This is a genomic window from Paenibacillus sp. CAU 1782 (genome assembly GCF_054551715.1).
This window is the reverse complement of record NZ_JBTOLL010000002.1, coordinates 271,638-285,032: the sequence shown is the minus strand read 5'-3', so window position 1 is coordinate 285,032 and position 13,395 is coordinate 271,638. Positions and strand designations below refer to the sequence as shown.

8 protein-coding genes are annotated in these 13,395 nt (G+C 50.1%); 6 read left to right on the top strand and 2 right to left on the bottom strand.

Annotated elements, in window-relative coordinates; translation table 11 throughout:
- Positions 1–15: 15 nt before the first annotated feature.
- Positions 16–6,156, bottom strand: a complete 6,141-nt coding sequence (locus ACX93W_RS10270) for a chitobiase/beta-hexosaminidase C-terminal domain-containing protein (protein ID WP_459392273.1) — start codon at positions 6,154–6,156, stop codon at positions 16–18.
- 666 nt (positions 6,157–6,822) lie between these two features.
- Here ACX93W_RS10270 and fur point away from each other — a divergent pair.
- The 6 genes from fur to ACX93W_RS10240 all read left to right on the top strand — a co-directional run bounded on the left by fur (position 6,823) and on the right by ACX93W_RS10240 (position 13,124).
- A complete protein-coding gene (gene fur / locus ACX93W_RS10265) occupies positions 6,823–7,302 on the top strand; it encodes a ferric iron uptake transcriptional regulator (RefSeq protein ID WP_459392272.1) in 480 nt (159 codons plus the stop codon).
- Positions 7,303–7,498: 196 nt separating this feature from the next.
- A complete protein-coding gene (locus ACX93W_RS10260; RefSeq protein ID WP_459392271.1) occupies positions 7,499–8,176 on the top strand; it encodes a response regulator transcription factor in 678 nt (225 codons plus the stop codon).
- Positions 8,173–9,570 carry a HAMP domain-containing sensor histidine kinase gene (locus tag ACX93W_RS10255; RefSeq protein WP_459392270.1) on the top strand — a complete coding sequence of 466 codons (1,398 nt, stop codon included), beginning with the start codon at positions 8,173–8,175 and terminating at the stop codon, positions 9,568–9,570. Before ACX93W_RS10260 ends, ACX93W_RS10255 begins: the two co-directional genes overlap by 4 nt.
- 100 nt (positions 9,571–9,670) lie before the next feature.
- Complete coding sequence (locus ACX93W_RS10250; protein ID WP_459392269.1) at positions 9,671–10,786, top strand: Fe(3+) ABC transporter substrate-binding protein; 1,116 nt, start codon at positions 9,671–9,673, stop codon at positions 10,784–10,786.
- A 1-nt stretch (position 10,787) separates the two neighbouring features.
- Positions 10,788–12,431: an ABC transporter permease gene (locus ACX93W_RS10245; RefSeq protein ID WP_459392268.1), complete on the top strand. Its 1,644-nt coding sequence runs from the start codon at positions 10,788–10,790 to the stop codon at positions 12,429–12,431.
- Entirely contained in the window at positions 12,432–13,124 is a 693-nt protein-coding gene (locus tag ACX93W_RS10240) for an ABC transporter ATP-binding protein (RefSeq protein WP_459392267.1), read from the top strand. It begins immediately after the preceding gene.
- Positions 13,125–13,183: 59 nt separating this feature from the next.
- Here the strand turns inward: ACX93W_RS10240 and ACX93W_RS10235 are convergent, their stop codons facing one another.
- The gene (locus ACX93W_RS10235) at positions 13,184–13,387 is read right to left on the bottom strand and encodes a cysteine-rich CWC family protein (RefSeq protein ID WP_459392266.1); all 204 of its coding nucleotides are present in this window, start codon (positions 13,385–13,387) and stop codon (positions 13,184–13,186) included.
- Positions 13,388–13,395: the final 8 nt, after the last annotated feature.

Sequence of the window (13,395 nt, the reverse complement as noted above, 5' to 3'; positions counted from 1 at the left end):
AACCAGTAAGGCGCGTTAGTTCTGCTCCACGTTTTGAGCCTCGTTTTGAACCGCGTTTTGAACCTCGGTTTGTCCTTCGTCCTGGACTTGATTTTGAGTTTCATCCTGGATTTCGTTTTGCTCCTCATTCAGCACCGCGTTTGGAATCGGGTTCTGAATTTGTTTGGCTATGCCGCGCAAATCTTCGATATCGATAATGCCGTCACCGTTCCAATCGGCAGCCTTGTACAGCTCCCAATCGGAATTTGCTTCGCTTTTTCCATAGTAGATGGAGACCAGCAAGCGCAGATCTTCGGTGCCCAGATGACCGTCTCCATTCAAGTCCCCTTTAGGAGGCAGAACAACCAGAGCCTTGAAGGCTTGAATGGCATCAAGCAATTGAAGGAGCGTAGCTTCGATATTTGACAGCTCTGGCGACACTTCAGAAAGCAAAGGTTTGGCGCTGTCAATGGCAGCTTGCAGCGTTGCTTTGGAGCCTTCTGCATATTGTCCGATCAACGTGCCCTCGACTGCTGCATCATGAAGTGCTTGCGCACTGTCAATTGCATTGCTCAGAACAGAAAGATCAAGCACAACAACATAAGGTATTTCAATCACTTGGCTGGATTCGCCATCTACGACTGCAAGCGCTTTGATTGTAGTTTCCCCAATTGGCAGAGCGATAGGGCCGGTATAAAGCTTGTTTGTATCGCTTGGCACATCGGAAGGGTCGCTTCCGTCAAGCGTATAGTAAATACGGGCTCCGTCTACCGGATGAGAGAGCTTCACTTTTTTAGGATAATCGTACGTGCCTGCATTAGAATCTGCTGTCGGAGGCGTCAGCACAAAAGCATCCGGAGATTTGGCATACACTTCAACCTCGACAAGTCCGCTTCCCCAGTTGTTGCTCAAGGCGTTGTTGTTTGCACGGCGAACTTCCACGACTTCCAGCTTCACATAACGGTAGCGACCATCAAGCTTGCTAGAATTAAAGCCGACCCAATTGTTTGCCGTTCCGTCATACAGCTGAGTCCAAGTCTGGCCGTCATTGGATGCGTGAATTCTATATTTGTGGTACATTTCCGATCCGTTGTACAACCGGTAAGCCACATCGATTCGGGACAGGTCATATTTATCGCCCAAATCAATCGTATATTCGTACGGTCCAACTAGTCCGCCAAAATAGTCGGTTGAATCGCCAGAGGTGCTCAAGCTATACGCAATACCATCATTTGCTTTAGCAATGTCTTTCAATACATCTGTATTTCCGGTTATTGTTGACGATTTGCCGCGGGAAACCAGATACGTTTGCGGCAATTGCACGCTGCCGTCTTCGGCGTTGAGCTTCCATCCGGTGGTGTATGTCATGGAAGCGGTTTGTTTAGCTTCGTCAAGCGTCATCGGCAGCCAGACATAACGGGAATCGGATAGCTGGCTTGCGCGCCATCTGTCGCCCATATAAACAAAGCTTTTGTTGCCATTGCTGTCAACCAGTCTCATGATGTTGGTCGGCTGGCTATAGAAGGTGCTGTTATTGCCAAGCGTATACCCAGGAATAAGGAGGTTGTTGTCCTTAACAGGCGTCCAGCCGTTTGGATCTTTTAAATCGGTTGTATAGCTGATCATGGTTTGGTTCGGGAACCATCCGGATTGGCCGGAGGTGGCCATATAATAGCCGTTTTCCGCCCGCACGATTGCCGGAGCTTCACGGCCGACATGATCGTAGAACAGATAAGATTCAAAATCGGTTGCTTTAGTTGCTGGATCGCTGTCGACATAAGTGGTAAAGTCGACATCCGTAAATTCCTCGTTCAAGCGGTGTACCCTCATGGAGTGGCCTTCCGCGTTTACCAGATAGGCTTTACCATCGTCATCCATAAACACGGTGTAGTCTCTGAGCAGCTTGCCCATTTGATTTTCATCGTTTTGGATATCCGAAGGAATGGTGGTTTTCACTCCGCTTGTTTTGTAGAACTCGGAATCCAGATAGTTTCCGCCATCGCTTCTCCAGTTGCGCAGCGTGCCGCCTGGACGCCAGTGGCCGAGGAACGTATAGGGTCCATTAACCTGGTCAGCGGTTGCAACCGCAATTTGGCTGCTTGCATAGCTGTTTGCTGTTTCCCAGTGGCCGTAAAGCACATATTTTTGAGTTTTCTCGTTGTAGAGCAGCTTAGGACGTTCCCATTTGTTATCCAGCAGACCAAACTCCGCTCCTGGAACCGTTTGGGTAAATTGATCCACAATATCACCTTCATTGACCCAGTTAACAAGGTCGCGCGAGGAATAAAGCGATACAGCGTGGAAAACCGCGCTATTATGGATTTTATTTTCGCCTACCCAATAATAAATCGGTTTGCCGTCAGCCGCAGTTTGCTGCAGGAAGCCGCCCCCGTGTGCTTGAATGGCGTTGCCTTCCGTGTCGTACCAGGTCTCGCCGACCGGTACGCCAGCTTCTGTATAATCAACAATTTTGTCTTCATTGATGGTCAGCGCCCATCTAAAGGCTTCGTCGATTTGCAGCGCAGCGCGGTCCACCTTCCATTGAGATGCCGATTGATTGGCGAGCACAGCTTCGGCGTTGTTTAATGCCGTAACTATTTTGTTCCAAGTGGAATTTGCATAGGTTCCTTTAACGGTATCTTTCTTTTCGTTGTACTTGGCTTCAAGCAGTGATTTGTTTACATCCGGCGTACCAAATACAGCTAGTTCGATCAGACCGTCAGCCCACACCGCATCATTGCCGTTATGGACATTTTTAATCGAGTTTACAGTCAGACGCACGTAACGGAACGGCGAGTTATTGCTGATCGGATTGGTAACAAATCCAACTACATTATTTTGCGAGCCGTCTACAAGCTGGGTCCAGTTCTGATTATCCTGGCTGCCAGAGAGCGTATAGCGGAAAACGGTATCGGAGCCGCCTACCAGTCTGGTTGTAAAGTTGATTTCGCTAAGCTGGGAGGCTTGCTCCAGATCAACAACAACGCTATAAGGCAGGGTGGCATGATTCAGCTGCGGAGAGGAAGCCAGATCAGCGCCGTCCGTTGCCGCAGTAGCGTTTAATCCCTGGGAATCGGAAGCGTTTTTGTTAAGCGAAATGTATTGTCCCGACTGTACAGGGATCAGTCCGCGTACAGGATCAAGGTCAAGCTGCTTAAACCATTCCGCAGTTGCGATTCCGTTGTTGAAGACCATCGGGAAAAGGCGGGCGTAGGTGCCCATTGGATCCTGGAAGCCGGCATGATGCTGATTTCCCCAATGATAGCCATTCAGAACAAAGCTTTGTTTGCCGTCGGTTCCGGCGTATTCTTTTACGCCGTTGGCTTGCGTAGCAAAGGTTGCGCCGTTTGCGATTGGACGAAGCGGCGTCCATTCTCCCCCCAGTGTATCGGCGGAGGCATATTCAGCCTGGCTTGGGTACCAGCCGCTTGCCGTGGAGCCAAAGAAATAATAGCGTCCGTCATGCTTGATAATAACCGGCGATTCCTTGTGTTTGCCCCTGAAAATGGTATTCACAAGCTCGACAGGCTGGGTCCAGCTTGCATTGAGCTTTACAATCGCCAAATCGCTATTGGTGTTTGTAGCAAATACGAGATAAGCCGTGTTGTCGTCATCAACAAACATCGACATATCGCGGGAATCATGATCAAGCGGATGTCCTCGGAAGGTATCCTCGAAATCATTGCCGCCCGGTGTCATGGAGCCAAGGAATACGGCGCCTCTGCCATAGCCGCTGCTTGCTTCCTCATGAGCCACAAACACGATTTTTCCGGTGGCGGGATTCAAGCGGTAGCCTTCCATCTCCACACGCATATCCTCAAACGATTCCAGCAATCGTTCATTGCCGAATTGAATGCCGTCAGTGCTTGTGAATTCGTAAATGCTGGTGGTGACAATGCCTGTGTCGCTGTTTCGTTCAGCCTTATAAGTGTAGTGGTACCAGGTGCCGCCGACTTTTACGCCGTTTGGCTGGCCTGCTGTGAAGCCGTCTTCGCCCGTATAGTTGTTTTTTACGCGCGTTACTGCCGAAGGATCGTAGGTAAACGTCTCAATGGCATTTGTTGTTGCTTCAGCGATGGTTGCGCTGCCGCGAATGGCTTTGACGCGGTAGGAGAAGGATGCATCGATATCCAGCCCATAGTCGTCCACGACATCGCCGCGCACTCTATCGATCAAGGTTTCGCCGCGGTATACCTCGTAATAGTCTGTGCCGGGAATGACAGGCCAGGAAATTTTGGCGTTATTGACACTCCATTCTCCTTGCAGTCTGAAAGCAAGCGCAGTAGCTGCCCATTGGCTGCCGTAGTATTCAACGGTTCTGACAGAGCTGCTTTTGCCATTTGGAGCAATGGCTGCCGTCTTGACGACAGTGCCTTTTGAAACGGTAAATGGACCCGTATATTTCGAGCTGGATAAGGTAGGGTCGCTTCCGTCAGTCGTGTAATAAATGTAATCGATGCCTGTTGGGTGAGTAATGGTTACAGGCGTATAAATTTGACCGGCTGCCGGTGAAATGGTTGGCGAAACATTGGTTAATCTAAAATCGGTAAGCTGCTCCAGCGACAACGCTTTATTGAAAATTTGCACATTGTCGATGAGGCCGTTGAAGTATTCGCCGCCGCCCCAGTTGCCTTTGCCAAGCTGAAGAATACCTCCCGTTTGGGAAACAATGCTGGACAAGGAGTGGGAGCTTGGAACAGTTGCTTTTAATTGGTTATTGACATAAAGCTTAGTATCCGTAGAGGATACAACTACGTCGATGTGCTTCCATGCATTGCTGCTGGCTGTTTCCGCGATTTGCGGCCTGGAGCCTGAATTGTTATAGCGCTCAACGACGATTTTGCTCGGCTGGTCGAGTATGCCAAGGTAACGTTCGCTATTATGGGTTTGGGCGCTTGTATTTGTAGCCGCAAAAATAGTCCAGCCCGGATCAGCATTGGATTTGCTGTCGTAGGAGATTGTGATTTCGTCAAGGCCGGCAAGCAGAGGCGTGCCGTCGGTTTTTGTTACGTTAAGCCAGAAGCTGCTGCTAAGGTTGGCGGCTTTGCCGTTTCCTTCAAAGGAGTCGCCATAGCTTGCAGTGCCTTGAACGGTCGCTTTGGCGCCGCCCCCTTGCAGGCCGGTTGTAGCATCGTCAAAGTTAAAATTTGCGATCAGCATATCGCCTGCATCCGGCGGAGGCACGATGACGGTATAGCTTTTGGTCAAGCTAAACCAGTTCAATGTCAAGGTGACTTCTTCAGTGGAGGAAGGCCTTGTCACAACGCCCGTAGCGGCATTGATGACGTTGTTTTTACTGGATGTCCAGCTAATGTTGGGGTCCTTCAACAAGGCCAGATTGTTGCGCACCTCTGAACCATCAGCAAACGGAATTGAAGCAAGCAGGTCATTCCATGCGAAGCTACGTGTTTCATTTGCTAACTCAACCGCAATATCACTATTGACAGTGTTATTAAAAACACGCACATTGCGATAATGTGCATCTAGATTCAGGAAACCAGATAAGGTACGGTTTAACCGGAATTGGTTGTTGATGATCTCATCGGCTCCTATTCCTTTGGAAGAGACCGATTGAACCTGAACACCATCCACCCAAACGACAAGCTGGCCAGTACTAGGGGTACCGTCCACCGAGATGGTGTAATTGTGCCACATATCGGCAGCAGGAGCCGGGAAAGATGCGACTACCTCATCCGTACCATTGCGCTTAAGCACAACGGCTGCCGTCCCGTTTGCATAATAAGGCCGCAATGTAATATTGTTGTCTGTGTTGCCGTAACCAAACAAGGAATTGGCCGCACTAATGGTGCGTGTTTGCACAGAATTGTTTTTTACATTAAATGAAAAAGCGATTTTATCCCCAGTTACAGCTGGTCCAGGATTAGCTCCCGCGATGTGTCCTTTGTGCTCGCCATTTGCTCCTGGATTAACCAACGACACATAGTCTGTTCGCCAGATAGGTGTATCCCCGGATAATGTCTGTGCTTCATTTAATTTGTTTTTATACTGGTAAGCACTGTTCAAGGGATAGTGAGCGATTGTTCCTTCCGGTTCACTATCCGCAGCGTTTGCATTGGGAGACAGCGGCAACAAACTGGTAATTAAACTAGCCGCAAACAGCAGTAGCAACGGTTTTCTAAGCGTCTTTTTCATTTTTTTCCAACGTTCGGCTTTCATCTAACCTCTCCTCGTATTGGATTTTCATTTACCTGCCCGTGAAGGTTCACGTCAATTCCACATGTTTGCATAGCGTGGAAAATTGATTTGTCCCCCCTTTTTCAAATTTTGAAACGCATTACAGAAAACGCTTTCAATCGAATTTGATATTACCATGCACAGTCGTTTTTTTAAAAGTGAAACTTTGCTTCATCCATGAACATTTCAGCTTCTTAACAGTGAACAATACTGATATTCCTGTACAAAAGCAGCTTTTTTCATAAAAAATCGATCTTTTATTAATAAAAAAAGAACATTTGTTTTGTGATTTCTGTTTATGCAGATTAGAAATTAATGAGCAAGCGATTCCTTTATTATTGTAGATAGAAGGAAGTTGTAGTATCGTAAACGAGTGAAGTTGGGGAAGGGGACCTGGCTTTTGGCGAGCGTGTGAAAAACCTCACTGCGCCAACCCAGGAAAAAGAAGGAAAATGAAGCCATTAGGACGAATTAAGGAAGAAACCTGCTTGCATGAAGTGGTTGGATGTGGCAATAATGCCAAAGAGGTTTATCTAATTTGATGTCTGCTGTTGATTTATGAACGAAAATAACATACCATTAGATTAGAATGATTCTAATATGTTGCCTTCACATATAAGTGCTGCCAGCATCAAGGGGGTTTGGTGTATGAATGTATCTGCCGAAATCGACAAAATTAAACGCAGTTTAATGGAAAATGGCTCCAAGCTGACGACGCAGCGGGAGATCATTGTCAGAGTGCTGCTGGAAAACGAAAAAGAGCATTTGAGCGCCGAGGATGTATTTATGCTCGTTAAGGAAAAATTTCCGGAAATCGGACTAGCTACCGTTTACCGGACGCTTGAGCTGCTGGCGGAGCTTCAAATCGTAGCCAAAATGAACTTTGGCGACGGCGTTGCCCGTTATGATCTGAGAGGCGAAGGGCATGAGCATATGCATCATCATCTCATTTGCCAAAAATGCGGCTCGCTGGAGGAGATCAAAGAGGATTGGCTGACGGAGCTGGAGGAACGCGTGGAGCGTGAATATGGCTTCAAGGTTCTGGATCACCGTCTTGATTTTATGGGCTATTATAAAAATTGCGATAACGGCAATTGCAAAAAACACGGAGATAAAGCAGTATCGTGATATTGCAGCTGCATATCCATCTTGAATAGATGTCGTAAAGGCCACGGCAGGGGAGTGATCTCCAGCCATGGCTTTTTTTGTGCGCTGGATTCTGATTGACCCTGAGAACGGTTATCATTAAAATGGGAGTAACGAGTATGGGGGCTTTTAGATGCTCCCTAGATGTCAGGAAGTTGGATTGCTAGGAGGAACATCCTTGAAGCGGATACTAATAATCGAAGATGAAATCAATATGGCCCGGTTTTTGGAGCTGGAGCTGAGGCATGAAGGTTTTTGCGCCGTTGTTTCGGGCAACGGACAAGCCGGACTTGAGCTGGCACTGGCGGAGGAATGGGATCTTGTGCTGTTGGACTTAATGCTTCCCGGAAGGGATGGTTTGGACATTTGCAGAGAGATTCGAAGCTTGAAGCAAACGCCGGTGATGATGATTACGGCACGGGACAGCATCAACGACCGCGTATCCGGCCTGGACAGCGGTGCGGATGATTATTTGCCAAAGCCATTTGCGATCGAAGAGCTTTTGGCGCGGATTCGCGTTATTTTTCGCAGGCAGGAAGTTGCGGAGTCGGAGGGCCATACTGCTTATACATGCGGGGACTTGAGGTTAAACGCCGATTCCCGTCTTGTCACAAAAGGCGGCGTTCAGGTCGAGCTGACCAAAAGGGAATTTTCCCTGCTGGAGGCGCTTATGAAAAATATAAACCGTGTGTTGTCCCGGGAAACGCTGCTGGATACGGTATGGGGGTTTGAAGCGGCTGTTGATACAAATGTTGTAGATGTATATATCCGCTACCTAAGGAACAAAATTGATGTCAAGGACGGTCCCAGCTTGATCCAGGCTGTGCGCGGGATCGGCTACGTGATGCGCAGATGAATAGGATCCGCAACGGGTATGCCGGGCTTTCGATTCGCTGGAAGCTGACGCTTTGGTCTTCGCTGCTCCTGTTTCTGCTGTTTGCGTCAAGCAGCCTGGCGCAATTCTGGTTTGTCGAGAAATGGATGGTCAATCAGGAAGAAGAACGCATTGAACGTGACATGAGAGAACTGCTGAATGTGCTTCTGGCAAAGGAAATCACCATGGAGCCGGAGCATTATCCCACGATCCGGGCCCAGCTTGACAAGGCCAATGTCCGAAACGGAATGATCCGCATTTTGAGCGAAGAGGGAGAACCCGTCGTAACCGTGGCCGACAATATGCCGCAATCCTGGGTGTCCGGTGCAAGCCGGGCGGAAGGGGGCAGGCCGGCAAGCGTCAAAGAAGGCATGCTGGTCATGGCAAGCCCGTTAACCGTTTTTCAGTTTAAAGGCACGGTGGAAATGGTTCGCAGCATGGGGGACATCGACCGATTGATTAGCATCTTAAACCGTATTATGCTGGCTTGCGGCGCAATCGCGCTTGTACTTAGCGTAATTGGAGGCCGCCTGCTTGCCCGCGTTTTGATTAACCCTCTGAAAGTCATGAACGAAACCATTAACCGGGTCAAACAAAACGGCTTGCAGGAAAGAATGCCTCTGGAGGGCGCAAAGGATGAAGTAGCCGCGCTCAAAATGATGTTTAACGATATGATGGATCAGGTGGAGCGGTCTTTTCGCCAGCAAAAGCAGTTTGTGGAGGATGCCTCGCATGAGCTGCGGACGCCAATCGCGATTATGGAAGGACATCTTCATATGCTGCAGCGCTGGGGGAAAAATGAACCCGAGGTTTTGGACCAATCGCTTCAGAGCTCAACGGAGGAGCTTACGCGTCTCAAAAGGCTGGTTCAGGAGCTTCTTTTGCTGTCGCGCGCGGAGACGACGGGCGGGGTGCCGGAAAATAGTAAACCCTGCGATAATCTTGCGGAGTTAATTAACTCTGTAGTTTGGCGAACAAGCATCGTACATCCCGAATTTGATCTCCAGGTATCCGCAGAGCGGGCGAAAGGCTTACGCCCGGCGGCAAGCGAAGCTCAATTGGAGCAAATGCTTCATATTTTGCTGGACAACGCGGTCAAATATTCCGGAGACAGCCGTACAATACAAATCCGGGTTTCCGTACCATCAAATGAAGCCGTCATCGAAATTATTGATGGGGGCATCGGTATATCGGAGGAGGATTTGCCCCATGTCTGGGACCGTTTCTATCGAGCGGACAAGGCGCGCAGCGGCAAGACGGGGTATGGTCTTGGCCTTCCAATTGCCAAAAGACTTGCCGATAGCAGCGGCTGCCGGGTGAGCCTTGACAGCAAGGCGGGACAAGGCACAACGGCCCGGCTTGTCATTCCGATATAATTTTTTTCATTTTCACAGTGTTTTCTCATTTTTGTCCTATACAATAAGCGGTAATGATATTCATTATCAAAAAAGAAGAGAGAATTGAGAGGGACTTGAAATGAAAAAGAAATTAATGGCGGGGGTTTTGACCTTTTTATCCGCGGCGGTCATCGTAACGGGATGCGGCGGAACAAACAGCGGAGGCAACGGCGGTACCAATGGCGGAACAAACGGCGCATCGCCAGGCGCGTCCGCCGAAGCAACGGCAAAGCCGGAGAATAGCGGAGTTGTTAATGTATTTACGGCGCGGCACTACGATATCGATTTCGCGATGTTTGATCAATTCGAGAAGGAAACCGGCATTACAGTCAATGAAATCAAAGGCACGGCGGAAGAGCTTGTGGAGCGCATGAAACGCGAAGGGGAAAGCTCGGAAGCGGATCTTTTCATAACAGTGGATGGCGGCGTTCTGAATTATGCTAAGGAAAGCGGAGTGCTTCAGCCGATCGAATCGGAGTCCCTTTTTGCCAATGTGCCGGAGAAATTCCGTGACAAGGACAACAATTGGGTGGCGTTGGCATCCCGTGCGCGCGTAATTGTATATGCAAAGGATCGTGTAAAGCCTGAGCAGCTGTCGACCTATGAGGCTTTGGCTGAACCGCAATGGAAGGGTAAAGTTGTAGCCCGTTCATCGACCAATATGTACAATCAGTCGCTTATTGCTTCATTTATTGAACTAAACGGGGAAGCCAAGACGGAAGAATGGGCAAAAGGCATTGTCGCCAACTTCGCCCGCGATCCCGAAGGCGGAGACCGCGACCAGGCCAAAGCGATTGCGGCCGGCATTGCGGATGTAGCGATTATGAATACGTATTACGTCGGCCAGATGCTTCATTCCAAGGATGCGGAAGAAGTGAAGGTGGCGGAAAATATCGGCGTCTTTTTCCCGAATCAGGAAACGACGGGCACCCACCTCAACATTAGCGGAATCGGTCTAGCTGCGCATGCCAAAAACAAGGAAAACGCGCTTAAGCTGGCGGAATACATGACCAGCAAGGCAGGCCAGGAAATGCTGACAAACGGCAGCTTTGAATTTCCGGTCAATCCGGCAGCGGAGCTTCCGGAGCTTTTGAAGGAATGGGGAACATTCAAGACGCAGGACATTCAATATGCCCAGCTCGGAGTTAATAATAAAGCGGCAACTGAGCTGCTGAACAGAAGCGGCTGGAAATAAGATGAAGACATTGCTTCTGCGCAGATGGAAACAAAGATTCGGCGCTTGGAGCGTAGTCAGCGGAATCGGGGCCATATTGGCCCTGCTTCCGTCGCTTTACATTTTGGCGGGATTGCTGGGCAAGCCTGGCGAGAACTGGGCGCACATCACCGAATATATGCTGCTGGATTATGCTCTGGAATCGCTGCTTTTGACCGGTGGAACTGTTGTGCTGGCTTCGATCGCCGGCATCGTGCTGGCTTGGCTTACCGTTGCTTACGATTTCCCGATGCGTCGTTTTTTTGGTTTTGTTTTTTTGCTGCCGCTTGCGATTCCGCCATATATCGCCGCTTATACGTACAGCTCGATGCTGAGCTATACGGGGAGTGTTCAAACCTGGCTCAGAGCGATGGGCGTAGCAGTCAATCAGAACTATTTTGATGTGATGTCGATGAAAGGCGCCGTGATCATCTTTTCCTTGTTCCTGTTTCCTTATGTTTATTTGATGGTCCGTTCCTTTCTGGAAAAACATAGCGCGTCCTTTGTGGAGAGCGCCCGTTTGCTTGGAAAAAATCCCTTTGCGGTGTTTTTTCGCGTTGCGCTGCCGCTTTCAACGGGGGCAATCGTCGGCGGAGCAAGCTTAGTCGCTTTCGAGGTGCTGAACGATTACGGCGTTTCCAAACATTTTGGGCTTCAGACATTTACGGCAGCGATTTTCAAAACCTGGTTCGGGATGTATGATATCGATTCCGCGCTTCGGCTTGCGGCATCTCTGATGGCGCTGATTATCGGCATTTTTGTTGTCGAGCGGCTGCTGAGAAGGCGCAAGCGATACCATATCCCCGCTAATCGGAGCGTGCCGCTGACGCGAAGAAAGCTTAAAGGACCTGCAGCCTGGCTAGCCGTTACCGTGAGCAGTATCATTGCGCTGCTGTCTTTTTTTATACCGGTTATTCAGCTTCTGGTCTGGGCCTGGTGGACGTTTGAGGATGTCTGGAATGCCAAGTTTGTCGGCATGTTGTCCAATACGCTGCAGGTTTCCGGCTTAGCCGTTGTGCTGATTATGTTTTTTGCCGTCATTGCGAGCAATGTGAACCGCCAGTGGAGAAGCCCGCTGTCGTTAGCTGCCGGCAGGCTGCTGTCGATGGGATATTCCATTCCCGGAGCTGTATTATCCATCGGCGTGTTGGCTGTATTTTTGTCTGTGGATAAAAGGTTGGCCGGCGTTTACGCCGCAATGGGGCTTGGCCACAACAAGCTGGTGCTCAGCATGTCGCTTGTGATGCTGGTGTTTGCGTATTGCATTCGTTTTCTCGCGGTTGGCTACAATGCAATGGATGCCGGCTTTGACCGAATCGGCAATAAGTACAGCGAAGCCTCCCGAACATTGGGGTATGGCATGACGGCGACCTTTTTTAAGGTGGACTTGCCGCTTGTAAAAGGAGCGGTGCTGGCAGGGAGCATTATGGTTTTTCTTGAGGTGGTCAAGGAGCTTCCGCTGACGCTTCTGCTGCGTCCCTTTAACTTCGAAACCTTGGCGACAAAAGCGTATCAATACGCCAGCGACGAGCAAATTCATCAAGCGGCGCTTCCTTCTCTATTTATTATCGCATTGGGAATTTTGTCCGTTTGGCTCTATCACTGGCTCGGAAGGAGGAAGGTCTAAATGGCGTATGTAGAAGTAACCGATTTGAGGTTTGCCTATGCTGGCGGGCGAGCTGATATATTGAACGGATTTTCGTTAAGCCTGAAAAAGGGACAAACCGCCGGATTGCTTGGTCCCAGCGGAAGCGGGAAAAGCACGCTGCTGCGGTTGCTTGCGGGCCTGGACATTCCGCTTGGCGGAAGCATTGCCATTGGCGGGACGATAATGGCGGGCGGCAGCGCGTTTGTTCAGCCGGAGCGCCGCGGCGTTGGCCTGGTGTTTCAGGATTATGCATTGTTTCCCCATATGACGGTGGGGCAAAACGTCGCATTTGGCTTGCGCGGGATGTCCGGGCCGGAACGCCGCAAAACAGTGGAGGAGATGCTGGGAATGGTGCGGCTGGAGAGCTTTGCCAAACGTTATCCGCATGAGCTGAGCGGCGGACAGCAACAGCGGGCTGCCTTTGCGCGCGCGCTGGCTCCGAGGCCGCGATTGCTGCTGATGGACGAACCGTTCAGCAATCTGGACGCCGACCTGAAGGCGAGCATACGGGGCGAATTAAACGGACTGCTGCGCCAGACCGGCATGACCTCCATATTGGTTACGCATGACCGCGAGGATGCCGATGCAATCTGCGATACCATTATTATGATGCCTTCGGCGGACAAGTCTGGCACGGTTGCTGCACCTGAGCCTGCAGCTGTCAGGCTGTAGGCTGGAAAGCTGCGGGCTAGTGGAGAGGGAAGTCAAAAATGCTGCTAATCGTAAGCGGCTTACCCGCTATGAAAGCTTTTGACGCAGCTGCTGCACACGCAGGCTTTGCCCCGCTGCTCCGCCGGAATGCGGGCAAGCAGCTCTTTTGGGATTGCGGCGTGGAAACACCAGCAATCCAGACCGGCGGCTTCTTCCCCTGGCGGCAGCTTCTCGGCCGCGCAATGGTTTTCTTCTCCGCATAGCGGACATTTGTCGGGACTCATTTGTCCTC

Excerpts from the sequence above, each read along its gene's own strand:
- ACX93W_RS10270 (WP_459392273.1), bottom strand. The coding sequence starts at position 6,156 with ATGAAAGCCGAACGTTGGAAAAAAATGAAAAAGACGCTTAGAAAACCG.
- fur (WP_459392272.1), top strand. The coding sequence starts at position 6,823 with ATGAATGTATCTGCCGAAATCGACAAAATTAAACGCAGTTTAATGGAA.
- ACX93W_RS10255 (WP_459392270.1), top strand. The coding sequence starts at position 8,173 with ATGAATAGGATCCGCAACGGGTATGCCGGGCTTTCGATTCGCTGGAAG.
- ACX93W_RS10250 (WP_459392269.1), top strand. The coding sequence starts at position 9,671 with ATGAAAAAGAAATTAATGGCGGGGGTTTTGACCTTTTTATCCGCGGCG.
- ACX93W_RS10245 (WP_459392268.1), top strand. The coding sequence starts at position 10,788 with ATGAAGACATTGCTTCTGCGCAGATGGAAACAAAGATTCGGCGCTTGG.
- ACX93W_RS10240 (WP_459392267.1), top strand. The coding sequence starts at position 12,432 with ATGGCGTATGTAGAAGTAACCGATTTGAGGTTTGCCTATGCTGGCGGG.
- ACX93W_RS10235 (WP_459392266.1), bottom strand. The coding sequence starts at position 13,387 with ATGAGTCCCGACAAATGTCCGCTATGCGGAGAAGAAAACCATTGCGCG.